The sequence below is a fragment of the Segatella copri genome, from assembly GCF_051861805.1.
In the GTDB taxonomy this organism is placed as follows: Bacteria; Bacteroidota; Bacteroidia; order Bacteroidales; family Bacteroidaceae; genus Prevotella; species Prevotella copri_M.
This window is the reverse complement of sequence record NZ_CP146520.1, coordinates 2,860,032-2,883,725: the sequence shown is the minus strand read 5'-3', so window position 1 is coordinate 2,883,725 and position 23,694 is coordinate 2,860,032. Positions and strand designations below refer to the sequence as shown.

Below are 23,694 nucleotides of genomic sequence, written 5' to 3'. Positions count from 1 at the left end.
CAACCTGCCAATAAAATCCATATAAATTATGCAACGCATACAAAAAAGGTTAAATATATAATGATAATAGGGAAATTATTTGTTGTATAATAGATTTTTCTGTATCTTTGCACAGAATTTTTAAATAACACAAAAATAAAGGTTATGCATAAAAAGTGGACAAAAGAAACCGTTTTTGAAGAAAGCAAGAAATATTCTTCAAGATCTGAGTTCAAAAAAAAGAAATCTGGTGCATTCCGTATTGCGTATATGAACGGATGGTTGGACGAAATGATATGGTTGGTGCGTCCGACAGCCAAACCTATCAAATGGACTAAAGAGGCGGTTTTCGAAGAGTCAAGAAAGTATTTTATAGTTACGGAATTTATGAATAATGCCGTGACTGCATACACTATTGCAAAAAATAATAATTGGCTAACTGAAATGGATTGGTTAGCTCCTAGCAAGCGTAAGCCTTCTGGATATTGGAAGATAAAAGAGAATGTAATAAATGAATCTAAAAATTATAAGTCGGTTACAGAATTTCAAAGAAAGAATAGTCGAGCTTTTGATTCGGCAAAACTCAACGAATGGCTTGATGAAATGGACTGGTTGGCAAAAACAAACAGAAAACCTGTTGGCTATTGGAAAGAGAAAAATAACGTATTTGAGGAATCTAAGAAATACAACAATAGGAGTGATTTTTGTGAAGGATGTTATCTTGCTTATATTACAGCTAAAAATAATGGATGGCTTAATGAAATGACATGGTTGAAAAAAACGAGAAATTCTCCAAAAGGGTATTGGGAGGATAAAGAGAAAGTTTTAAAGGAAGCCCGAAAATACAAATATAAAAGTGAGTTTCGTCATAAGGCTCCGTCTGCATATAAATCTGCACTATTACATCATTGGCTCGGAGAAATGGAATTTGAAACAAAAGTCTCAAAAGGGGATCCACGAGGTCCGATTCATATTATTTATGTATATATAGACGAAGTAAATAAATATGCTTATGTTGGTGCAACGAATGATATGAAGAGGCGAGATTGGGAACATAAAAATCAGAAAAATGATCCTGTCTATAAGTATTTTTATGGTAAGAGTTTGAAAATTCCAGCATATAAAATCTTATTAGACGGGCTAACAATAGTCGAGAGACAAAGAGAAGAACGTGTTCAATCTTTATATTATCGTGATGTTTTGCATTACACATTGATTAATAATATCAATCTGACAGGTGAAAATGTTGGATCTGTTGGAAGTTTAATAAAGAAATGGACAAAGAAAGCAGTATTGCGTGAAGCTGAAAAATATAAAACTCCAACGGAATTTTTTACAAAATCTGCTGGAGCGTATGATGCAGCTCTAAAATATAAGATGATGAACAATGAAACATTTCCATGGTTTTACAGTAAACGTATGCCTCCACGATGGTGGAGTGTAAAAGAACATGTGTTTGAAGAGTCAAAGAACTATAAATCATGGAATGAATTCTTTTTGAAGTCACCAGCAGCTCATTTTTCTGCAAGAAAGCATAAATGGGAAGATGAAATGACATGGTTGCTCCGTGACCAAGTTCCACAAGGTTATTGGCAAAATGAAGAATATGTAATAGAAGAGTCTAAAAAGTATTCAACGAGAACAGACTTTTTCAAAGGTTGCCATGCTGCTTATGACTATGCAGCCAAAAATAATCTATGGGAGAAAATGCCTTGGATAAAAACTAAGGTGAAAGAACATGGTTATTGGACAAAAGAACGTGTATTCGAAGAAGGTGGCAAATACTCAACCAAAATGGAGTTTAAAAGAGGTGCACCAACTGCTTATTCTTTAGCGACAAAAAACAATTGGATAAACGAAATGGAGTGGGCTGCTTCTGATGCCAAGCCACAGGGATTTTGGCAAAACAAGCAGACTGTAATAGCTGAATCACATAAATATTCTTCACGAAGTGAATTTAGATGGGGTACTCCGAGTGCTTATAGGTCAGCTATAGATAATGGCTGGATAGATGAAATGAAATGGCTGAAGCGTCCGCAAAATTATAACCTCAAGTGGACTCGTGAGAATGTATTCATAGAATCCCATAAATATGACTCTCGTGGTGCCTTTAAAAAAGGATGTCCATCTGCATACCGAGTGGCAAACGTAAATGGCTGGATGGTAGAAATGATATGGTTGAATATAAAGAACAAAAAATAAGATAGATATGAATGATATAAATTTTGATATAACAAAACATTGGCTTCCTGTTGGTGAAAAACAGGGAAGTATAGAGAAAGACACCTTAAGAATAAAGGTGTCTGGCATAAATTTTCACACAAAACCTGAAGCAAACTTTTGGGGAGTTTTTACAGGATGTATCAAAACTGAACCAAACAATCCATATGATATTAATGCTATTGGTTTCTATAAGACTGATGGGCAACTTTTGGGATTTGTTCAAAAAGAGTTGCAAGATTACGTTAATAAGTTTAGCAAAGGAAAAGAGTTGGACTGTGTAATTGCAATTACACCATTCATTTCTAAGGATGGTAAGGTTCGTAATCAGGCTTATGCAACAATCCTTAAATTTTTTGAGGATGATGTAGAATATGCAACAGAAATGATTAATAGCATCACTGAAGATGTTAGTAATGACGCTTTTATTGAAATTACTCATTTTGAAAAAGAGTTGCCAACACTCAATGTGTCACAGCCAAAAGTTGATGATAAAGATTATAATAATGAAGATAAAGATAGTAATGTCATATTCAGATATGATGAATTTTACAAATTTCCACAAAGCGATAAAACAGGAAAGAAAACTTATGATACACTCACTGTAAGAATAGAGGATGCTGATTGGTACTTTGATAGAAAGAAGTGGCAAGCAGGAGTATTCAGTGGATATGTGGATGTAGTGCATTTGGAAAGCCTTAATCAATATGGCATTTATCGAGAAGACAATACCCTTGTTGGTTGTCCTAATAGTTTTGACTTTGATGATGAAATCAAGGAATTCGCAGAAGGACAGCGTGTATATTGTATATTTTTGCTTGTTCCGCATATTGACAGCAAGACTTCTTGTATTGATATTAAAGGGAAGGCTGTTTTGATTAAGTTCTTTGAAGGGGAAAAGGACTATGCCCGTAAATTATTTGAAGATACTAGAACTCGACTTGCCCAAGATGCTATTTCTGATTACAAGAAATTCGTGGAAAAGAAAGAAGAGTTAGAACTTTGTGATATTAAGGTAATGTTAAGTTGGTCATTTGATACTCGCCGATATACCTTTGGAGATGATGCTACAACCTATCTTGATGACAAAGGGAAGCCCCAAAAGCCCAAAAGTGGGTGTGTAACTCTTGTAGCAATGCTTGTCTTGGGCTGTCTCTATGTTGTTTATTATACTTGGTGACAGTTATTGATTAATTTGTAATGTTGAAGTAGCAAGAGTTATTGTAAAATTATAATTCAATATGGAAGAAAATAGAATAAATGAAATTGGCAAGATGAGTCTGCCTGACAAGGTTTGTAATATATTAAAGGCTATTGGCAGCTGTTGTCCATTTACAGCCCCAATAGTAAGTCTGTTATCTGATTTTCAAAATCACAAGCAGAATCTATTGATAGAAGATGTGCTAAAAAAAGCATTTGCAATGATAGATGAACTTGATAATAGAGTTCGCAACATGGAATATATAAATAGTCAAGAATTTATCTGGGACTTGTTACGAACTGTAGATTATTCAAAAGATGAAATCGATGAAAATAAAAGAATTATGTATGCTAAATATTTAACAGCATGTTGCCACATTGATAATGCTGAGAATAGATGCAAGCGTATGTTCTTAGAATTAATGGAAAAAATTGACGGATTAGATTTCTATATTTTAAAGTCTTTAAAAAACACTTTTGATGGTAAAAATGCCATTGAAAGGATTTATAGTAAGTACAACGATGAATATAATAGCGATGTTTCGAAGAAAGAGGTTATGAACCACTTCTACTATCTGACTTCGCTTGGTTTAATAGAGATGTCAGACCAAGAAGAAGTTGAAGCTTTTTTGCAAAAATACAAAGAATGTCTATCTAGCAGTACGTTTAGAAAGGCTCATTTATATCAAAGAACAACTTTGGGTGATGATTTATACCATTTTATAAGTAAAATCGACATGTCTTCTTGTAGTGAAGCAGATTGATACCCTGGCTGCAGAGTATCCTGCGCAGACCAACTACCTCTATGTTACATACGCAGGTGTAAAGAGCGACATCACCTTCGAGAACGATCATCGTTCTATCATCGTACTCGGTTCTGGTGCTTACCGCATCGGTTCTTCCGTAGAGTTCGACTGGTGTGGCGTTCAGGCATTGAACACCATCCGCAAGGAAGGCTGGCGCTCAGTGATGATCAACTACAACCCAGAGACCGTATCTACCGACTACGATATGTGCGACCGTCTCTACTTCGACGAGTTGACCTTCGAGCGTGTGATGGATATCATCGAGATGGAGCAGCCTCATGGCGTCATCGTATCTACCGGTGGTCAGATTCCAAACAACCTGGCTATGCACCTGGATGCACAGAACGTGCCAATTCTGGGTACTGCTGCCAAGGACATCGATAACGCTGAGGACCGTGCCAAGTTCTCTCAGATGTTGACCAACAACGGCATCAACCAGCCAGAGTGGAGCGCACTGACCTCTATGGAGGACATCGACAACTTCATCGAGCGTGTAGGCTTCCCAGTATTGGTTCGTCCTAGCTACGTGCTTTCTGGTGCTGCGATGAACGTATGTTCTAATGAGGAAGAGCTGAAGCGATTCCTGCAGTTGGCAGCCAACGTAAGTGAGGATCACCCAGTGGTAGTAAGTAAGTTTATCGAACATGCCAAGGAGATTGAGATGGATGCAGTGGCAAAGAATGGCGAGGTGATTGCCTATGCGATTTCCGAGCACATCGAGTTTGCCGGTGTTCACTCAGGCGATGCAACCATCCAGTTCCCTCCTCAGAAGTTGTATGTTGAGACAGTTCGTCGTGTGAAGCGAGTAGGTCGTCAGATTGCCAAGGAGTTGCACATCAACGGTCCGTTCAACATCCAGTTCATGGCTCGTGACAATGATATTCTCGTTATCGAGTGTAACTTGCGTGCCAGCCGTTCGTTCCCATTCGTGAGCAAGGTGTTGAAGATCAACCTCATCGAGTTGGCTACCCGCGTGATGCTCGGTTTGCCAGTAGAGAAGCCACACAAGAACCTCTTCGATCTCGACTATGTAGGTATCAAGGCATCTCAGTTCAGCTTCAACCGTTTGCAGAAGGCAGACCCAGTATTGGGCGTGGATATGAGCAGTACCGGTGAGGTAGGTTGCTTGGGCGACGATACATCTACCGCCCTCTTGAAGAGTATGCTTTCTGTGGGTCATCGCATTCCAGCCAAGAACATCCTGCTTTCTACAGGTTCTGCCAAGCAGAAGGTAGATTTGCTCGATGCTGCCCAGATGCTGGTTAAGCATGGTTACAAGCTGTATGCAACTGGTGGTAGTAGCAAGTTCCTCACCGAGAACGGCATTGAGAACACCCGTGTACTCTGGCCATCAGAGGAGGCAGAAGGCGGTGCGCCTAAGGCTTTGGAGATGCTCCACAACCACGAGATTGATATGGTAGTGAATATTCCAAAGAACTTGACCAGCAGTGAGTTGAGTAATGGCTACAAGATTCGTCGTGCAGCCATCGACCTGAACGTGCCATTGATTACCAACAGCCGTCTGGCGAGTGCATTCATCTATGCATTCTGCACCACTAAGCTCGAGGATATCGACATCAAGGCTTGGGGAGAGTATAAATAGTTGATAGTTAATAGTTAAGAATTGATAGTTAGTAGTTAAGAATTGACAGTTAAGTCATTCTTGATGATTTCCAATAGAAAAATCCCTGCTGTAGGAAAGGCTTCCTATGGCAGGGATTTTTTATTATTTGTATAACTATTTTTTGCACATATCCTCAGCTACCATCATAGCTACATTTTGCGTATTTGGAAGTTTGTATGGACGATGGCTCTGTGTTGTGGTAATGATGTCATCACCAAGAACCGTCGCCATCTTTGCAATTGTAGCTAATGTGAGATTATGTGTTCCACTCAGCCAACGACTCACTTCTGTTTCTGTCTTGCCAAGTGCCTTTGCGAAATCACGCTGTTTCATATTTCGTTCCTGTAATAGTTCAAAGACTCTGTTGGCAATAGCAACGCATAAGTCAACTTGTTTGTTTGTGTCCGCAGGAGTTGACTTGCGGATTTCATCCATCAGTTTATTTGTTTTCATATTAAATTCTCCTTATTATAGTCGATATCTATAATCAATTCAAGTGGTCCATGTAGAATTTGCTACAAAGATAAACATAAAAGTTGATTTCTTCAAAGATTTTATGTTAAACTTTACTTTTATGTTTATCTTTTTATGATAGCGTGCATAATCCCACTGAAGTTTTTCATTGAGCCTTAACCTTGTGGATGGTAGCGAGTCGTGCTACGTGTCCTTTCGGAAGTGGAGACATTGTAATCTCGCTATGAGCAGGGAAAAACTTGTCTATGTCTTTGTAGTCTATAGAAATATTTTTCTCGCTGACACGTTTTGTCGCTAAGATTTATTATCTTTGCAGCATCAATTAGAATGTCAAACAATGAAGAGTGAAAAATATGGATATAAACGAATTATTTAATCAGTTTACACTCTTTGACCCCGCAAAAGGGCAAAGAGCTGATCTTCCTGCTGTGGAAGGCAATTATATAGTGGTGCTAAAGGCTGGTTGTAATATTCCAGACGTTTTGGGTAATTTCAAATATACAGAAGTCTCTTTGCATGGAGTGGATTATCGCGTGTTATATACAGGTGTAGCTTCAAATTTGAAAAGTCGAATATGGACAAATCATCTGCATGGTAATGGTGGTAATTCTACTCTTAGAAAAACTTTGGGTAGTTTGTTTGGTTATCAGAAGATTGCCAGAGATAAAAATTACCAAATCAATAAAAAACGAAGTTTGGTGCGGAAGATGAAAATAGTTTGACTACATGGATGGAGCGTAATTTGCTTTTTGCTTATCTTGCCAATGACAAGAGAAATGAGTTGGAATCTTTTTTAATCGACAGTCTTTTGCCACCTCTTAATGTTGAGGGTAGTAAGGCAGCAACTTTAAAAAGAGTGCATGAACTGAGATGTGATAAGTAAGAAGTAAACCGTTTCTGTTATGGCAAGACAAATAGATGGCATTCGCCGAATGTTGCTTATCATCAATAAGATTTATGCAACCAATGGTCTGTATGGGAACAGCTGTGTTTCCGTACATGACCTATTGAGTTATATTAATGACCATGTGGATGCTCCTATCTCAGAAAGAACTCTGCAAAGAGACATCAATGACATAGAAATGCTGTTTCATATAGAAATTTCCTTTGATAGGGCAACGAATAGTTATCGCATCAATGAGAGATTTTCGAGCAGGGAGGATAGGCTTTCCGAAATGCTCCTTAACTTCGAGTTGCTCAATGCTGTGGATGAGAGTCCTAACATGAGGTCGTATATTTTGCCAGAGCATCATCGGGCTGTGTTCAGCAAGTATATGCCTCAACTGATATATGCGGTGAGAAATCAGCATACCATCTCCTTCCAATATGTTCTGTATCGACATGGAGGTGAGCTGATAACGGAAGAGAATATCTTGCCTCATTATATCAAGGAATCTAACCAACTTTGGTATGTTTTGGCTTATGATGCAAATGGATATCAGCTAAAGGCCTATGGAATAGATAGAATCCGCAATCTGGTGGTGCATGATACCCTGTTTGAACGAAACGTAGATATTGATGTGGATGACCTATTATGTCGCGGCGATGAATGAGGCTCATGCCGAGGAGCTTGCTACCATTGCTTTCGAGAATGGGGAAATAGAATGTATGGGGATTCAAATCGTAAGCATTTATGCTTATAGGGCATAAATTCCTTTGCATAAAATGTCATAATGCTCTTAGGTGAGGGTACCAAGGGTGCAATATGTTATGAGCCTGAGCGAAAAGTACAGGCAGATAGCGACCGAAGCGATATTCGAGTGTTTGATACTGGGCTATCCACTCAACAATATGGAGATAACAGGCAAAGCACGAGAACTGCAGAGGAAGAGGAATGTCATAGGTTGATAGAAGTAGCAAAAGCTCATGACTTATATATAGAAAAGTCTGATCGATGATTCACTATAATATATAGAAAAATCCCTGCTGTAGGAAATGATTCCTATGGCAGGGATTTTTTGCACCTCTATAACTCTATCTTTTATCATAAAACATGCCTTTATAACTCTATCTTTCATCATGAAACATGCCTTTATAACTCTATCTTTTAGCAAAGTTAACATAAAATAATTGCATATCTCGTTAATTATCAGTATTTTTGCAGCCATATAATCATAAAGGCGAAAGATATGAAAAAATACTTGTCAAGAAACATAGACCAGGCTTTGCTGGAATGGAAGGATAATCCTCGAAGAAAACCTCTTTTGGTGAGGGGCGCCCGACAGGTAGGCAAGTCGAGCACCATTCGGCATTTGGGCAAGAGCTTCAAATATTTTTTGGAAGTTAATGTGGAAAGAAATCCTGAGGTGATGGAATTCTTTAAGGGCAGTCGTGATGTGAAGAGCATTGCTGCTAAGCTATCCGACTTCTTTAATGTGCCGGTTGTTCCGGGCGAAACCCTTCTTTTCCTCGATGAGATACAAAAGAGCGAAGATGTCGTTCACAGCCTTTGGTTCTTTAAGGAAGATTATCCCGAACTTCATGTCATTGCAGCAGGTTCGCTCCTGGAGTTTGCGCTGAAGGATTTGTCATCGTTTGGGGTGGGCAGAGTAAGTTCACTGTTTGTTTATCCGATGTCTTTTGATGAATTCTTGACGGCAACGGGGCAAGAGGGACTTCTTAGAACCAAACGAAATAGTAGTCCTACGAATCCGCTGCCCGAGGCATTCTATAACAGATTAGTGGAGGCTTTTCGAAGTTATATGCTGGTTGGCGGTATGCCAGAAGCTGTGGCAACTTACATGGAGACAGGGTCTTATCGCTATAGTAGTGACATAGTGAATGAAGTCATACAGGGGTATCAGGACGATTTTGCCAAGTACGGAGCCAAGGCAAATCCTCTGCTTTTGCGCCAAACTCTCATAAGCGTAGCACATCAGGCTGGAGCCAAGTTTGTTTACAGTAGGGTAGAAGGACAATATCGTTCGGCAGAAGTAAAGGTGGCTTTGGAGATGCTGAAGGATGCCGGACTAATCATCCCGATCTATCATACGGATGCCAATGGGGTGCCGCTTGGGGCTGAAATCAACGAGCGGGTTGTGAAATATCTTATCCATGATACTGGCGTGCTGCTTGGTATCCTGGGAATAGATGACGACATCGATGGCAGCATCAAGGAGATGATGGTGGCAGATTCCATCAATCTTGTTGACAAGGGACATGTGGCAGAGATGATGGCGGGCTTGGAACTTATCAAATATTCTTCTCCGCAGAAGCGGCATCAGTTGTACTATTGGCAAAACATGAACAAAGGTACTTGTGCCGAGGTGGATTATGTGATAGCTCGCAGTGGCAGCATAGTTCCGATAGAAGTAAAATCTGGTGTGAAGGGTTCCATGAGCAGCATGTATTCGCTGATGCGCAATCCGCAGAAGCATATAGAAATGGGCATCCGCTGTTCTCTTGAAAATTTTGGAACATTCGAGAGTCCCGATGGAAAGAAGATAGACATCATTCCTCTTTATGCTATCTCCAATTTGTTTGCGGAGAAGTAGATGGGGAATATAAAGAAATATCAAAAAAAACTAAGAATATGGCAAGAGCAACAGGTTCAATCAATTATTTGGAGCATCGCACGCCCTTGAAGGACGAAAGCGGTAAGTATCAGATACATCCGATGTTTGTGAAGCGAGACACCATTGACCAGGAGAAGATGGAGAAGCATGTTCGCGATCATTGTGCGATGAATGTTTCTTCCTTTATAGCTGCCCTGGAAACGCTGGAGGATGAGACGCTTTATGCCCTGGCGGATGGCAACGAGGTGAGGGTAGGCGATATGTTTATCGTCAAGCCTAAGCTGGGCGTGGTGCAGCATAGGGATAAGGAGGGAAATGAGTGGAAGAAGACCTTTCATGAGGGCGACTTGATTCCAGCCAACGAGGTGGATATCTGCGGTTTGGAGATTCAGCCCACGAAGGAGTTTCTTGAGAAGTTGCGTCGTAGGTCTAATGGTTGCAGTCGCCAGTATTGGGGAGTGAAGTCTGCTCCGAAGGAGGCTGAAAAGGAGTTTGCCGATATTGTGGAGATATGTCAGCAGCAGGGTTATATCACGGTGAAGGATATGATGAAGGAATTTGGCGTCACCCGCTATCATGCCAGCAAGGTGTTGAATGATCTTTGCGAGGAGCCTGCAGCCCGGATGTATGCCACCAAGGAAGGCCCCGTTACGCTCTATCGATTGAGGAAGAAGGAATAAAGATAGGAGGTGGGGATAAGCATCTTTACGGGTTGGAAAGAGCTTCTTGCCATGTTGGAAAGAGTATCTTCTCGGGTTGGAGAAAGTATCATTCCAGGTGCTAGGAAGTACCTTCTCCATTGTTGCCACTAGGCTCGGCAGCTCTGCTGAGCCTAATCAGCAGGTCTGCTGACTGCAGTCAGCACCTCTGTCGAGCCTAGTGGCAACACCTTGTTATCGTACAACTATAACCCCTTTAGTTGTACGGTTATAACCTGTTTAGTCGTACGACTATACACCCTATAGTTGTACAATCGTAGCTTTATAGTCGTACAACTATACACTTTTTAGTTGTACGACCATATTATGATGATACTTCCATGATACATTGATGATACTTCTTACCGCATTTTTCAAGAAGTGTCATTGATGTTAAGTTGTTAATCATCAGAAAGATAACTGGTATTTTGAGGGCAAAAATGAGACTATGAGACTTTTTTGTAGAAAAAACTTATGTTGATAAGATGCAGAAGATGCTTTATGAAAACTACAAATTACGTACAGGCGAGGAGCCTGTGAGATTTAATGTCTTGTTGTAGCTGCTTTGGGTTTTATAAAACTAGGTAATGTTATATATTCGTTAGAGCAACGAAATAAAGTAATAAACGGTGGAGGCTTATCAGCAGTCTTCACCGTTTGTTTCTATTTATGCTTGGTAGAATCGAAAAGTTGGTGGGGTTCATCAGATGAAGGTCACCAAACCTAAATATCTTGAAAACAAAGATTTGCAAAATAGATATTATGACATATTTCATGAAAAAGAGCTGAGATGCAAGTCGGGAAGTAATCAAATCTTATAATTTTTAACATAGATAATCACAATTATAGTTGTTTAGCAAAAGTTTCCTTCACAAAATTTGTAAATGTCGAATAAATATATTATCTTTGCCATGTGTTTAAAAAATATGGTTATGGAATATCAATGGTTTGAAGAATTACCACCGAGTTGTCCGCCATTTGACTCTGTTGAATGCGATGGCACTTATTTCCGTGTATCACATGGAAATCCTGCGGAATCGGAGGACTTCTTCTCTCAAAAACGCTTGGCACCAAACAAGGTTTTCAAGGGAGAGGGCATAGATGATTGTATAGTGAGAGCTGTATCCGTCTTTTCTTTGCTGGAAGATGCCAAAAGACTATTGAAGCTCCCTAAGTTTAAGCGTGCCAATATTGCAGAGGTGCGCTTGCAATCTAAGGATGGTAAAATCAAGAAGACTTTCAAAAACTCTCACTATTCTTGGTGGAGGAGTAAAGCATTTGATATTAAAAAGGCTAAAATAATAAAATTATGAATAAGAAACAATCCACATTAAAAGTAGATAGCATACTGGAGTACTACGACAATCCGCAATTGCTAACCGCAAGGGATTGTTTTGATACCTTATATTTGTGTTTGTTGTATGAAGATACTCCCGAATGCAAATATACGGCAATTCGTATTTCTAGTAAAAGATTGCAGGATTTTTGCATTGGAAAGAAGGACTTACGTTCTTTGTTCATATCTCCTGAAAGTAATCTGGAGTATTTCGATGTGAGGTATTCTAATGATAGTCTTGTGCTGGATTCTAAAATAAGCACAACTATATCAGAAGAGCGTTTACCAGATGAAGGCTATTATCTAGAAACTTCTGGTAAGGAAAGCATCATGGTTAATATTCCCGTTAAGGATAAAGGTCTGTTTACGGAACTTGTAAGAAAGTTTGGATGGGCTTGTATGTAAAAATACAGATAATTGAAACTGAAAAAGAAATATAACTAGCAATTATAAAAATGGATAATCTAAATAGTTACCTGAATGTATTGGAAAAAATGACAATACAGACCTTAGAAACAGAGCAGTTAAGTACTCGTGAAGATGCCTTCACCTGTTATGTTCTTTCACAGATTGCCACAAAGGTATCTGCAGAGAACTTTGTGGTGTGTCATGCGAGCATAAAAAATACATCTGGCAATTTCTTGGGAGAGATATCGGCATATAACGAAAGTGCTAATCAAGAAGTGCTGACATTGTTTTATACTATTTATGAAACCAATACCAGCGAAGTAAAGATTCTGAGCGATTCTGATGTGCAATATGCGTGGTCGCGTCTTCAAGGTTTCTATGATAAAGCTATTCGAAATGCTGCTGTAGATATGTCAGAGAATGATCCGGCCTATGAAGTTTGCAAGATGATAGACAATAATAAGAATCTGTATAAGACTGTAAGATTTTATATAATCTCAAATTGTTCTATTAAAAAGTCTGCACCTAAAAAAATACGTATTCGTGATAAAGAAACGGATTGCAATATATGGGACTTAAAGAAACTGTTGGGTAATCTGACAGATACAACCAACCATGTAGAGATCGATATAGACTTCGAGAATGATGAGGATTATCAGTATAAGATTCCTTATATCCAAATGGAGTCTACCGACCATTCTGAATACAAGTGTCTGTTGATGATGTTCCCTGCCAAGTTGTTGTATAAACTTTATAAAAAATGGAATACCGACTTGCTACTTTATAATGTGCGTTACTGGCTTACTTTCAAGAAGACGAAACGTAAGCATACTAATGCTGACATTAGAGATACGTTGAGAAATAACCCTCAGATGTTCTTGGCATATAATAATGGTATTACAGCTATTGCTTCTGATGTAGAACTTACTCCATTAGGCGAAGCTACACATGTGGGTGAAATGAAAGAAGGAGTTATTTCTTCAAACGATATGGTGTCGAGTGGTATCTTGAAAGCAATACGTAATTTTCAGATTGTAAATGGTGGACAGACAACAGCTTCTATTTTTCGTGCTAAGGATGCAGAAACTTCAGCTATTCACTTGGCAGGTGTCTTTGTGCAAGTTAAGCTCATTGTGATAGGACCTCAGCAAAGTGTTAACGAGTTAGCAAGTAAAATATCTCGTAGTTCTAATAGTCAGAATGCTGTAAAGGATGCAGACTTTAGTGTGAGTGAACAATTCAATACAACAATGCAAGAACTGTCACGTAGACTTGTAATTCCAAATGATAGAGGAGATGTAATGTATTGGTATTATGAGCGTATTCGTGGACAGTTTGAAGAAGAGCGCAATCGTCTAAAGAAAAAGGACGAGAAGGATGCTTTTTTGACAAAATATCCAAAGCAATGCCGGTTTACAAAAGAGAATATGGCTATTGCTTGTATGAGTTGGGATATGCTACCTGGTGAAGCCGTAAAAGGTGCAGGAACAACTTATGATACGTTTATCAATGGAGTTATTAGTTCGGGCTTTGTTCCTGATGAAAATTATTTCAAAACTATTGTCGGTTTACAGATAATTTATAACTATCTGAAATCTCGCAAGGAAAATAAGAATTATAAGAATGGTAAGGCTCCTGTAATAGCTTATACTATGGCTTATTTGCATTATATTACCTTCGAAGACTTTCCTTTGGTAGAACTTTGGGAAACGCAGCAACTTAATGATGATCAGAAGGAAGCTCTTGATGAGATTGCAGAAATGATGTTCAGAATGTTATCTGAGATAGCAACAGAAGAAATGACTTCAATCTTATCTATCAGTAAGCGTAAAGGAGTTTTTGAAGAAATCAAACAGAAGGCTTCAGGAGAGGAACTCTATACTCTTAGGAAATTGGCATTGGGATAAATAATGTTGATTATGGAGCATTATAGAATAAACAAAGTTTGGGTAGATAATGCTCATGTTTGGGCAGAAACTGCGAATGGTTGGAAGGCGAACTATCCTTTTAATCGATGGAGTCGTCTGGCAAAGGCTACAACGGAACAGCGCCAGAGGTTCTTTCTCAGTCGTTATGGAATTCATTGGCCTGAACTAGATGAAGATCTTAGTTTCTCTGGTCTGTTTTCTGATGCTGGTCTTTGCAACAGCAAAGATGAAGAGAATGCGATTTATTATAGCGCAAACTAATCGGATAGATTTTGTAAGCGTAGCAATAGTGGTATTATTAAAAAGCAGAAGGTATGAATAGTGATAATATTGATTTTGTAACATATTGCATTGGCAACTTATCTCGCAGATTGGGATTGAATGCTCGTGATGTATATCAGCGTCTAAAGACTTCTGGTATACTTACTGATTATATTATCCCAAGCTATGATGTGCTCCATACTTTTAGCAAGGAGTATCTGATGGAAGATCTTATTGATTTCATGAAAGAGAAAGGAGTGCTCTAGAATGATGAAACAAAGTTTATTGGTTATATCCATGCTTGCTGCCATGGCGTTGCCTGCCTCCTCGCAGGAGGATAGCTGCAAGACTATACACCGCATCGCACTGGATGCGGTGCCATCTACCATATTTCATACTAACGAGTTTCTGCGTGGAGGGAATGATGAGGCTCGGACGATGAATCACGACATGACTTTTACACTGAAGTATGCCTTTATGAATAAGGAGGAGGTGAGACCTGGCTCCATCTATCAGGGGGTATATCAGGGTGTGGGCCTGGCTAGACATGAGTTTAATCAGTGGCTGGCAAACCCGATATCCGTGTATCTGTTTCAGGGGGCACCGATTGTGAACCTATCCCGCAGGGTGTCGCTCAACTATGAGTGGAACCTGGGTATGGCGTTCGGATGGAATGCCTATGACGAACTGAACAATCCTGAAAACAAGGTGATTGGCTCCAAGGCTACGGCATATATTGATGTTGATGTGTATATGAAGTGGATGCTCTCGAAATATCTCGACCTGAATGCCGGTATTTCGCTGACTCATTTCTCTAATGGCAACACCACTTATCCTAACATGGGACTTAACACAGGCGGCATAAGATTGGGTCTGGCTTATTACATCAACCGACAACCATTGGCTGTGCCGAAGGTGGAGCGGGAGAAGCTGCCGGATAGCCGTGGTCTTTACACGGATGTGGTATTGTATGGCGCATGGAAGCAGGGGATAGCACATGATGGTGTGTCGAGCTATCTGCTGGATGGCAAGTATGCCGTGATGGGCTTCAATGTAAACCCGATGTATCGGATGAACCCTTGGCTGAGTTTGGGTGTCTCGCTTGATGGTGTGTACGACCGTTCGGCTAGCCGGGAGAATGATCCTTGGGACGAGGTAGTGAATCATAAGTTTAGTACCCAGGCTGGTCTGGGCCTTTCGGCTCGTGGCGAGTTTGCCATGCCTTATTTCAGCATCAACTTCGGTGCCGGAACCTATCTGCTTGGCAATCGCAACGATTTCAGGGGTGTATATGAGGTGCTTGCCCTAAAGATTCATGTGAGCCGACGTGCCATGCTGCACATCGGCTACAGTCTGGTGGATTTCAAGACTCCTAACAATCTGATGCTAGGCTTGGGATGGCGATTTGGCGGCAAGTAATGCCGCCATCTTTCGCCAGCTATGTAGTTTGTTTAGATTAATTGTATAAGAGTGTCGTAATGTATTGATAATTAAGTATAAAGGTGCTAGTTTTTCTAAAATTAGGGGCTAAGAATGAGCCAAACCTTCTAAAATTAGGGGCTAAGAATGAGTCAAACCTTCTAAAATTAGGGGCTAAGAATGGCATGAAGGTTTTAGGATATGTTTTTTTCGAAAGAAATAACAGGTAAACTTTTTCTTCTTTCAATCTTTTTTTGTACTTTTGCACCATCAATTTAAATGAAGAAGAAGTCTGATTTAAAAAAATAGGAAAAGATATGGCTGATAAAGATATGAAATGGAAGACGCTCTCGCAGAAGTATCTGATAGAGAAGCCTTGGCTCACGGCACGAGTGGATAAGGTGGAATTGCCTACGGGTGCCATCATTGATGAATATTACGTGCTGGAATATCCTGACTGGGTAAATACCATCGCCATTACGAAGGAGGGAGAGTTCATCTTCGTTCGTCAGTATCGCTATGCGATAGGGAAGACGGTGAATGAACTTTGTGCCGGAGTGATAGAGAAGGGCGAGGATCCGATGGTGGCTGCCAAGCGAGAGCTGATGGAAGAGACGGGATTCGGAGGCGGTAATTGGCAGAAGTGGATGACGATTTCGGCTAATCCGAGCACGCATACCAATCTTACCCATTGTTATCTGGCTATGGATGTGGAGCGCATGGATGTGCAGCATCTGGATAAGGAAGAGGATATCGAAATTCGCCTCTTCTCAAGAGAAGAAGTGATGGAAATGCTGGAGAAGGGTGAAATCTGGCAGAGCCTGATGGCTGCTCCGCTCTGGAAGTATTTTGCGAAAGCAAAGTAAGCTGCAGGGCTTCATTTATAAAAGCCAAGTAAACAGCAGACGATAGACTGTAAGCAATAGATATTAAACAATAAACATTATAAAGATGGTAATAGATTTCGAAAAGATTGCTGAGGCTCATTTGGAGGGCTTCAAGGGTGGACAGGGTAAACTTGATACTCGTAACTATGTGGATGACAAGGTGAAGATTATGTATTCTACCTTGCGTCCGGGTGCTTCAACTGGCCTTCATACTCATGAGGGCAACTGCGAGATTATCTATGTGGTAAGCGGCACTGCTACTTTCCATTATGATGATACCGTGGAGGAGGTTCGCCAGGGACAGGTGCATTACTGCCCGATGAACCACGCTCATTATATGGAGAATCTCACCGACCATGATCTGGTGTATCTCGCCATTGTGCCTGAGCATCATTAATATCCCTGGAGTATCAGGAATTCCTATTATATTCCTTTTATGGAATAGAGAAACAGAAAGTCCAACTTGGAAACCTTGCAAAAGGCTCCAAGCTGGACTTTCGTCATTTTTATCTTTTCATTATTATTTTCTTAATCTTCTTCATTCTCCAGCAAGTCGGTGCCGAGGTGAGTGGTCTGCTCACGCTTCAATCGGTCGCGCACTTCCTTAGGCTTGGTGGCGTAGGTAATCATTCGGATAGAATCGTTATAGCTTACGTACTTCCAGAGCCAGTTGAGCATTACCATTACCTTGTTCTTTACGCCAAGGATAGAGCGGAGGTGAACTACCAGCCACAATACCCAGGCAAAGAAGCCCTGGCTGTGGAACTTGCCAAGTTCTACCACTGCCTTGTTTCTTCCGATGGTAGCCATCGAACCCAGATTCTTGTAGCGGAAAGGCTTGAGCTGGGAATCAGTGGCTCCCTCTGCAATCTTCTGGATATTCTTAGCCAGGAGTGCTGCCTGCTGAATGGCTACCTGTGCCAACTGTGGATGACCGCCAGGATAAGCTGGGTCTGTAGTTTGGATACACTGGTCGCCGATGGCAAAGAGACCGTCCATGCCAGGAATGCGGTTGAATTCATCTACTACGATTCGGAAACCACGGCCCAGATGGTCGCCATCGATACCCGTGATAGGCTGTGCCTTTACACCTGATACCCAGAGGAAGGTACGGGTAGGAATCTCCTGACCATCCTTCATCATTACCTTGTGGTCCTTGTAGTCGGTTACCATCTTGCCAAACTGTACATCCACACCCATGCTGGTAAGGAATTCGTATGCTTTCTTAGAAGAGTCCTGTGACATTCCGGCGAGCAGTCTGTCGCCAGCTTCCAGGAGATAGATGTGCATCAGAGATGAGTCCATATCAGGATAATCGTAAGGAATCACGTAGCGTTTCATCTCAGAGAGGGCTCCGGCAATCTCTACACCTGTGGCACCACCGCCCACAATGACCACGTTCAGGAGTTCCTGTCGCTCCTCTTCTGTGGCACAGGTCAATGCACGCTCCAGATTACTCAGCACAGCGTTGCGCAATCCCATTGCCTCAGAAACGGTCTTCATCGGAATGGCCCATTTCTCGATGTTGGCATTGCCATAGAAATTGGTGGTGGTTCCTGCTGCGAATACCAGGTAATCGTACTCGATCTTACCGATGGAAGTCTGCAGAATCTTCTTGTCTGGGAACACGGCTCTTGCTTCTGCCATGCGGAAGTAGAAGTTCTTGCGCTTGCGGAAAATCTGTCGGAAAGGGAAGGAGATGGAACTTGGGTCGATACCTGCCGAAGCTATCTGATAGATAAGCGGAGGGAACTGATGGAAGTTGTTCTTATCGATCAACACCACCTGCAGGTTTGAATTGCAGAGGTCTTCTGCCAAACGAAGACCACCGAGTCCGCCACCTACGATAACAACTCTCTTTAACTGATTTCTCTTGATATTAATACTCATAACTACTGCTGTTTTTTAGAATTACTAAATACATATATTTGCTGAAAATTCTATTTCTAATAAGGCATATAGCCTAGTCATCGCTGAAAATTCGACTGCAAAGGTACAACTTTTTTATGAGGTGGCAAAGGAAGATGGGTAGAAATATGTGATTGTTTTTCTTTTTTTATCATTCCGCAATCTGATGAATCACATAGGTAACCACGCCCCAGATCATGAATCGGTTGGTCTCATCTACCCGGATTGGAGCGAAGTTTTTGTTCCATGGGATGAGCCAGCCGAAGGCACCGCTCTCATCTATCTTGAATTGCTTGATGGTGAATTCGCCATCCACGAAGGCAATGACGAAGTTGCCGTTGGATGGCTCTATCTGCCTGTCTACGATGGCTAGGTCGCCGTCGAGAATGCCTGCATCCTGCATGCTGTCGCCCGAAACACGTACATAGAAAGTGGCCTCACGATGGCGAACCAGAATATCGTTGAGGTCTATCTCTCCCTCCATATAGTCTTGTGCCGGCGAAGGGAAGCCTGCCTTTACGCTTTGTTCTGCCAGCGGAATCGGCATCTTGGCTCCGAATTCCGCAGGGTGAAACGTCAGTCTTATCTTGTTATCGTTATTCTTGTTCATTTTGTTTTTACTTTCAGAATCTCATGAATATCTGTGGTAAACCGCTTCGACATATACTCTCGTTTTAAGTCGAATCGGCAACCATTGCCTTGTACGGCTTGGCGGATGGTGTCATAACCGTTTTTCTGGTTGATGGCATCAATAGCTTCCATCAATGCCTTTTGCCTGCTCCGGTCGATGGTGTCGAAGAGGTCTTGTTGACGGGGATGGTCAGGTGAAATCTGCCACAGGATAACGCCAGCTTTCTTGAAGTGAAACGACATGCCGGGGCGATCGGGCCTGCTGTCTGCCATCGGTTTCGGGTATTTGGCCCGGAGAATGCTGAGGGCGGCACCTACTATTTCTTCCTGCGCATTGGTGGCAATGGGCAGGGTAAGGGAATCGTGGATGGCGTATTCCGGCACGTTCTCATTGAACCTGGATGTCCAGGCAAACACCGTGATTCCCTGGCACACGCTTCCCTGACGTCGCAGCTTTTCGGCGCAGCGCACGGCGAAATTTGCCACGGCTTCTTCCACCACATCCTTATCGCTGATGCCTTCACCGGCAAAGCTCCGGCTGGTGCAGATGCTCTTTTTCTGTGGCAGTTCCTCGATGCTGATGCAGCTTTCGCCATTCAGTTCCTTCCACGTTCTCACGGTGGTGATGTTGAAATGGCTGCGCACCCAACTTTCTTTCTTGTCAGCAAACTGGGCAGCTGTGCGAATGCCCATATAATCGAGCTTTCTGGAAATCTGTCGTCCGATACCCCATACATCTTCTATAGGGAACAGTGACAAGGCTTTGTGTCTCCGTTCATCGGTATCGATGAGGCAGCAGCCCTGGTAACCCTTGTATTTCTTGGCGAATTTGGATCCGATTTTTGCCAGGGTTTTCGTTTCTGCGATTCCGATGGAGATGGGGATTCCCACGGCTCGGAGCACATCGGCAGAAATCCTGGCACCATATTGATGCAGCAGGGAGTCACCATTCAAGAAAGTTCCGTTTCCTTTCAGACTTTCCTGGAAGAAGTGCTCTGTCATGGGATGATCCGTTTCGAAAAAGCTCTTTGCCATGGAACTATCCACTTCGAAGAAACTTTCATCGATAGAGTATTGGTCGATGTGGGGCGAGTAGTGCGACAGCATCGACATTACCCTATTGGAGAGTGAGCCATAGAGTGTGTAGTTGCTAGAGAAGATAGCTACGCCTTCTGCTTCCAGTTTTTCTTTTACCTGATAGAAAGGGTCGCCCATCTTATACCCCAAAGCCTTGGCTTCTTCTGAGCGTGCAATGACGCACCCGTCGTTGTTGCTCAAAACAACTACGGGCTTTCCTATCAGGTCGGGGCGAAACACTCGTTCGCACGAACAGTAGAAGTTATTGCAATCAGCCAATCCTATCATTTTCTTATCTTACAAATCCTTTCGTGTTGCAAAATTACAAAAAATATTCGAAACGCTAGTCTTTATCTAGGATAATTTCCCTTAAGGCAAAAAATATTTTCCCTTAAGGCTAAATATTTTTTGCCTTAAGGGTAAATAAAACCAGGGAAATCATAGGATGATTAGAAAGAAAATCTCCGAAAGGCTTGGGCTTTTCGTGGATTTTTTGTAATTTTGCCTTTTAAAAAGGTAAATGCTTTCGATTTCTGAAAAATTGAATGTGTTTATAGAAGGATTAAAAAGTTTAAAACGAAACGGTATGAAAAATATGTTGGCATTGAGCCAGGAACGATTCTCGGCTCGCAAGTTTACCTCTGAGGCGGTAAGTCAGGAGGATTTGGATTACATCATGGAATGTGTGCGTTTGGCACCATCGGCAGTGAACAGGCAGCCTTGGCATTGGCTCATCGTCCGCTCGGATGAGGCTAAGCAGAAGTTGCAGCAGTGCTACGACCGCGAGTGGTTCAAGACGGCTCCGATGTATATCGTGGGCATGAGAAATGTGGACGAGAATTGGGTTCGCAGATACGATGAGAAGCCTCATGGAGATATTGATGTGGCAATAGCTACCGAGCACCTCTGTCTGGCTGCTACTGAAAGAGGTTTGGGAACCTGCTGGGTATGCAATTATGATACTGAGAAGATGCAGCTGCTATTCCCACGTGAGGGATATGAGGCTGTGGTCATCATTCCTATCGGGCATATTGCCGATGATTGTCCTCGTGCCGAGAAGAAGCGCAAGGAGATGAGCGAGATAGTAGAGGAAATCTAGCATTTTAAAAGAAGTGGTCATGGAAATGAACGAAGAATCCATCCTGGCATGGAACATTATAGAAAAGACAAGTGCCAACCTTTTCCTTACGGGAAAGGCGGGCACAGGTAAGACGACCTTCCTCAAGCGATTGAAAGAACTGTCGCCTAAACGCATGGTGGTGCTGGCTCCTACGGGCATCGCTGCCATCAACGCTGGAGGAATGACCATTCATTCGTTCTTCCAACTTCCGTTTTCGCCATACGTGCCAGGTACGACCTTCGGTAGTGGCGAACAGAAACGCTATAAATTCAGTAATCTGAAACGTAACATCATCCGAAGCATCGACCTGCTTGTCATCGACGAAATCAGTATGGTGCGCAGCGATCTGCTCGATGCCATCGATTCCGTATTGCGTCAATATCGCAAGCGCCACGACTTGCCTTTCGGAGGCGTTCAGCTTCTCATGATAGGCGATTTGCATCAGCTTGCTCCTGTTGTTACTCCGCAGGAAGAGCAGATGATAGGGCAGTATTATGATACCCCTTTCTTCTTCAGCAGCAATGCCTTGAAGCAGGCGGGCTATCTTACCATCGAACTCAAAAAGGTGTATCGTCAGCAAGACCAGCAGTTTATCTCTCTTCTTAATCAGATTAGGGAGAACAAGGCTTCCGAAGCCACGTTGCAGGCCCTGAACCAGCGATATATCCCAAACTTCGAACCGCCTAAGGAGGGCAACTATATCCGTCTTACCACCCATAATGCTCCTGCACAGTATATCAACGAGCAGCAGCTTGCAGCCCTTCCGTCGCAGGCGTATTCCTTTACTGCCGAGGTGGAAGGCAATTTCCCGGAATCATCTTATCCTGCTGATTTCAAGCTCATCTTGAAACCGGGAGCGCAGGTGATGTTTATCAAGAACGATCCGCAGCACCGTTTCTATAATGGTATGATTGGCGAGGTGCGCACCATCATCGGCGACAAGATTACCGTGCGCAGCAAGGATACCTACCAGGATTTTGAACTGGAACAGATGGAGTGGACCAATTCGAAATATACTCTGAATGAGGAAACCAAGGAAATTGAGGAGAGCGTGGAAGGACGGTTCCGCCAGTATCCGCTCCGACTGGCGTGGGCGATAACCATTCATAAGAGTCAGGGTCTTACCTTTGAGCATGCCATCATCGATGCTTCCCATAGCTTTACCCATGGTCAAACCTACGTGGCGTTGAGCCGTTGCAAGACTCTGGAAGGTATGGTACTCAGCCAGCCGTTGTCTCGTGGCGCCATCATCAGCGACCAGACGGTGGATGCCTTCAATAGCCAGCTTGCTTCGCCTAGTCAGGAACAAATCAGCTATCTGGAACAGCAATATGTGTTGCACTGCATTGGTGAGCTCTTTGATTTCTATGCCATCAGTGGCAGTTATGAGCACTTGATGCGCTGCCTCGTAGAGTTCTTTACGGGCAAATATCCTCGTGTGGTGGGCGAGTATCAGAAACTGCAGGTGGTATTGAAGAGTCTGATTAGTGTATCGGATAAATTCCGTGTGCAATACACTCGTATGCTGGGGCAGAATCCTGATGTGGGTCAAGCCGAACTGCAAGACCGCATCCACAAGGGTGCCCAGTATTTCTTGGATAAGATAAGTATTCTGAGCGATTTAATCAGAAAGTCGAACCTTGATACAGACAACAAGGTGGGCAAAAAGCAGTTTGAAGACCGCTTTTCTGTTTTTTCAGAAGATGTAAGATTGAAGGAGAGACTTCTGCGATATGAGCAGAGCGCCGAGTTCAGCGTGACTGATTATCTGAAGAAGAAGGCACAGTTCCTCTTGATGGATGAGACTGCATCTTCTGGAACGGGTTCGGGTGCGAATGATTCTGGTGCTGGTAAGAAAGCTAGAAAACCAAAGAATTCGAATGGTCCAAAGGAGCTGAAAACCCCTACAAAGGAAATCAGTTACAACCTTTATAAACAAGGTATGACCGTGGATCAGATTGCAGAGGAACGTGGTTTTGTCAGGAGTACTATCATCGGTCATCTCATTCCATACGTGAAGGAAGGAAAGGTTGGCTTGCGAGCACTTATCTCAAGTGCCCATGAGAAGAAGATTCGAGATTTTATGAAGGCTCATCCTGATATAGAGCACTTCAGCGAGATCAAGGAGGCGATGGGGGATGGCATCGACTACTCCGAGATCAAGCTGATTTGTGATTTGATGGAAGACGAGGGATAATGCGTGC

General features: G+C 42.1%; 20 protein-coding genes and 2 pseudogenes. 18 read left to right on the top strand and 4 right to left on the bottom strand.

The features are described from left to right. The first annotated feature begins 144 nt into the window (after positions 1-144). From V8Z93_RS11420 to V8Z93_RS11405, 4 genes and pseudogenes are all read left to right on the top strand, one after another. Positions 145-2,181 (top strand): hypothetical protein, encoded by a 2,037-nt coding sequence (locus V8Z93_RS11420; protein WP_439431563.1) that lies wholly within the window; start codon positions 145-147, stop codon positions 2,179-2,181. Between the two features lie 7 nt (positions 2,182-2,188). Beyond that, positions 2,189-3,379 carry a hypothetical protein gene (locus tag V8Z93_RS11415; RefSeq protein ID WP_439431562.1) on the top strand — a complete coding sequence of 397 codons (1,191 nt, stop codon included), beginning with the start codon at positions 2,189-2,191 and terminating at the stop codon, positions 3,377-3,379. Positions 3,380-3,440: 61 nt separating this feature from the next. Further along, positions 3,441-4,163 (top strand): hypothetical protein, encoded by a 723-nt coding sequence (locus V8Z93_RS11410; protein WP_439431561.1) that lies wholly within the window; start codon positions 3,441-3,443, stop codon positions 4,161-4,163. Continuing rightward, positions 4,141-5,808 (top strand): annotated as a pseudogene (locus tag V8Z93_RS11405) (ATP-grasp domain-containing protein); the annotation flags it as partial. The gene V8Z93_RS11410 and the pseudogene V8Z93_RS11405, both read left to right, overlap by 23 nt. Positions 5,809-5,943: 135 nt before the next feature. Here V8Z93_RS11405 and V8Z93_RS11400 read toward each other — a convergent pair. Continuing rightward, positions 5,944-6,282, bottom strand: coding sequence for a helix-turn-helix domain-containing protein (locus V8Z93_RS11400; RefSeq protein WP_117664301.1), 339 nt, complete (start codon positions 6,280-6,282; stop codon positions 5,944-5,946). A 374-nt stretch (positions 6,283-6,656) separates the two neighbouring features. On the opposite strand from V8Z93_RS11400, the pseudogene V8Z93_RS11395 reads away from it, so the two are divergent. The 12 genes and pseudogenes from V8Z93_RS11395 to V8Z93_RS11340 all read left to right on the top strand — a co-directional run bounded on the left by V8Z93_RS11395 (position 6,657) and on the right by V8Z93_RS11340 (position 17,152). Continuing rightward, positions 6,657-7,186: pseudogene (locus V8Z93_RS11395) on the top strand (GIY-YIG nuclease family protein). Between the two features lie 19 nt (positions 7,187-7,205). Continuing rightward, complete coding sequence (locus V8Z93_RS11390; protein ID WP_439431560.1) at positions 7,206-7,856, top strand: helix-turn-helix transcriptional regulator; 651 nt, start codon at positions 7,206-7,208, stop codon at positions 7,854-7,856. Positions 7,857-8,432: 576 nt separating this feature from the next. Next, positions 8,433-9,797 (top strand): ATP-binding protein, encoded by a 1,365-nt coding sequence (locus V8Z93_RS11385; RefSeq protein WP_439431559.1) that lies wholly within the window; start codon positions 8,433-8,435, stop codon positions 9,795-9,797. 38 nt (positions 9,798-9,835) lie between these two features. Further along, positions 9,836-10,498, top strand: a complete 663-nt coding sequence (locus V8Z93_RS11380; protein WP_203049676.1) for a hypothetical protein — start codon at positions 9,836-9,838, stop codon at positions 10,496-10,498. Between the two features lie 950 nt (positions 10,499-11,448). Further along, a complete protein-coding gene (locus tag V8Z93_RS11375; protein WP_264966904.1) occupies positions 11,449-11,829 on the top strand; it encodes a hypothetical protein in 381 nt (126 codons plus the stop codon). Then, positions 11,826-12,257, top strand: coding sequence for a DUF6575 domain-containing protein (locus V8Z93_RS11370; RefSeq protein ID WP_439431558.1), 432 nt, complete (start codon positions 11,826-11,828; stop codon positions 12,255-12,257). The genes V8Z93_RS11375 and V8Z93_RS11370 overlap by 4 nt, the downstream gene beginning before the upstream one ends. A 50-nt stretch (positions 12,258-12,307) precedes the next feature. Continuing rightward, a complete protein-coding gene (locus tag V8Z93_RS11365; RefSeq protein WP_439431557.1) occupies positions 12,308-14,167 on the top strand; it encodes an AIPR family protein in 1,860 nt (619 codons plus the stop codon). Positions 14,168-14,179: 12 nt separating this feature from the next. Continuing rightward, positions 14,180-14,449, top strand: a complete 270-nt coding sequence (locus V8Z93_RS11360; protein WP_439431556.1) for a DUF2442 domain-containing protein — start codon at positions 14,180-14,182, stop codon at positions 14,447-14,449. A gap of 53 nt (positions 14,450-14,502) precedes the next feature. After that, positions 14,503-14,715 (top strand): DUF3791 domain-containing protein, encoded by a 213-nt coding sequence (locus tag V8Z93_RS11355; protein WP_349226761.1) that lies wholly within the window; start codon positions 14,503-14,505, stop codon positions 14,713-14,715. 1 nt (position 14,716) lies between these two features. After that, positions 14,717-15,868 carry an acyloxyacyl hydrolase gene (locus V8Z93_RS11350; protein WP_439431555.1) on the top strand — a complete coding sequence of 384 codons (1,152 nt, stop codon included), beginning with the start codon at positions 14,717-14,719 and terminating at the stop codon, positions 15,866-15,868. 317 nt (positions 15,869-16,185) lie between these two features. Then, the gene (locus V8Z93_RS11345) at positions 16,186-16,734 is read left to right on the top strand and encodes an NUDIX hydrolase (RefSeq protein WP_439431554.1); all 549 of its coding nucleotides are present in this window, start codon (positions 16,186-16,188) and stop codon (positions 16,732-16,734) included. Between the two features lie 85 nt (positions 16,735-16,819). Then, positions 16,820-17,152 (top strand): cupin domain-containing protein, encoded by a 333-nt coding sequence (locus tag V8Z93_RS11340; RefSeq protein WP_022122055.1) that lies wholly within the window; start codon positions 16,820-16,822, stop codon positions 17,150-17,152. Positions 17,153-17,283: 131 nt separating this feature from the next. On the opposite strand, the gene V8Z93_RS11335 is transcribed toward V8Z93_RS11340, so the two are convergent. The 3 genes from V8Z93_RS11335 to V8Z93_RS11325 form a co-directional block, all read right to left on the bottom strand. Then, complete coding sequence (locus tag V8Z93_RS11335; protein WP_439431553.1) at positions 17,284-18,645, bottom strand: NAD(P)/FAD-dependent oxidoreductase; 1,362 nt, start codon at positions 18,643-18,645, stop codon at positions 17,284-17,286. Between the two features lie 169 nt (positions 18,646-18,814). Further along, positions 18,815-19,273 (bottom strand): LexA family protein, encoded by a 459-nt coding sequence (locus tag V8Z93_RS11330; protein WP_439431552.1) that lies wholly within the window; start codon positions 19,271-19,273, stop codon positions 18,815-18,817. Next, positions 19,270-20,658, bottom strand: coding sequence for a Y-family DNA polymerase (locus V8Z93_RS11325; RefSeq protein ID WP_439431551.1), 1,389 nt, complete (start codon positions 20,656-20,658; stop codon positions 19,270-19,272). The genes V8Z93_RS11330 and V8Z93_RS11325 overlap by 4 nt, the downstream gene beginning before the upstream one ends. A 298-nt stretch (positions 20,659-20,956) precedes the next feature. Here V8Z93_RS11325 and V8Z93_RS11320 point away from each other — a divergent pair, with 298 nt between their 5' ends. Beyond that, positions 20,957-21,469: a nitroreductase family protein gene (locus tag V8Z93_RS11320; RefSeq protein ID WP_439431550.1), complete on the top strand. Its 513-nt coding sequence runs from the start codon at positions 20,957-20,959 to the stop codon at positions 21,467-21,469. A gap of 19 nt (positions 21,470-21,488) precedes the next feature. After that, entirely contained in the window at positions 21,489-23,687 is a 2,199-nt protein-coding gene (locus V8Z93_RS11315; protein ID WP_439431549.1) for a helix-turn-helix domain-containing protein, read from the top strand. The last annotated feature ends 7 nt before the right edge of the window (positions 23,688-23,694 follow it).

Bases quoted from the DNA above. Each gene is read 5' to 3' on its own strand.
- V8Z93_RS11390 (WP_439431560.1), top strand. From the start codon at position 7,206: ATGGCAAGACAAATAGATGGCATTCGCCGAATGTTGCTTATCATCAAT.
- V8Z93_RS11360 (WP_439431556.1), top strand. From the start codon at position 14,180: ATGGAGCATTATAGAATAAACAAAGTTTGGGTAGATAATGCTCATGTT.
- V8Z93_RS11375 (WP_264966904.1), top strand. From the start codon at position 11,449: ATGGAATATCAATGGTTTGAAGAATTACCACCGAGTTGTCCGCCATTT.
- V8Z93_RS11325 (WP_439431551.1), bottom strand. From the start codon at position 20,658: ATGATAGGATTGGCTGATTGCAATAACTTCTACTGTTCGTGCGAACGA.
- V8Z93_RS11415 (WP_439431562.1), top strand. From the start codon at position 2,189: ATGAATGATATAAATTTTGATATAACAAAACATTGGCTTCCTGTTGGT.
- V8Z93_RS11410 (WP_439431561.1), top strand. From the start codon at position 3,441: ATGGAAGAAAATAGAATAAATGAAATTGGCAAGATGAGTCTGCCTGAC.
- V8Z93_RS11345 (WP_439431554.1), top strand. From the start codon at position 16,186: ATGGCTGATAAAGATATGAAATGGAAGACGCTCTCGCAGAAGTATCTG.
- V8Z93_RS11355 (WP_349226761.1), top strand. From the start codon at position 14,503: ATGAATAGTGATAATATTGATTTTGTAACATATTGCATTGGCAACTTA.
- V8Z93_RS11315 (WP_439431549.1), top strand. From the start codon at position 21,489: ATGGAAATGAACGAAGAATCCATCCTGGCATGGAACATTATAGAAAAG.
- V8Z93_RS11320 (WP_439431550.1), top strand. From the start codon at position 20,957: ATGAAAAATATGTTGGCATTGAGCCAGGAACGATTCTCGGCTCGCAAG.
- V8Z93_RS11350 (WP_439431555.1), top strand. From the start codon at position 14,717: ATGATGAAACAAAGTTTATTGGTTATATCCATGCTTGCTGCCATGGCG.
- V8Z93_RS11370 (WP_439431558.1), top strand. From the start codon at position 11,826: ATGAATAAGAAACAATCCACATTAAAAGTAGATAGCATACTGGAGTAC.
- V8Z93_RS11385 (WP_439431559.1), top strand. From the start codon at position 8,433: ATGAAAAAATACTTGTCAAGAAACATAGACCAGGCTTTGCTGGAATGG.
- V8Z93_RS11340 (WP_022122055.1), top strand. From the start codon at position 16,820: ATGGTAATAGATTTCGAAAAGATTGCTGAGGCTCATTTGGAGGGCTTC.
- V8Z93_RS11420 (WP_439431563.1), top strand. From the start codon at position 145: ATGCATAAAAAGTGGACAAAAGAAACCGTTTTTGAAGAAAGCAAGAAA.
- V8Z93_RS11330 (WP_439431552.1), bottom strand. From the start codon at position 19,273: ATGAACAAGAATAACGATAACAAGATAAGACTGACGTTTCACCCTGCG.
- V8Z93_RS11335 (WP_439431553.1), bottom strand. From the start codon at position 18,645: ATGAGTATTAATATCAAGAGAAATCAGTTAAAGAGAGTTGTTATCGTA.
- V8Z93_RS11380 (WP_203049676.1), top strand. From the start codon at position 9,836: ATGGCAAGAGCAACAGGTTCAATCAATTATTTGGAGCATCGCACGCCC.
- V8Z93_RS11365 (WP_439431557.1), top strand. From the start codon at position 12,308: ATGGATAATCTAAATAGTTACCTGAATGTATTGGAAAAAATGACAATA.
- V8Z93_RS11400 (WP_117664301.1), bottom strand. From the start codon at position 6,282: ATGAAAACAAATAAACTGATGGATGAAATCCGCAAGTCAACTCCTGCG.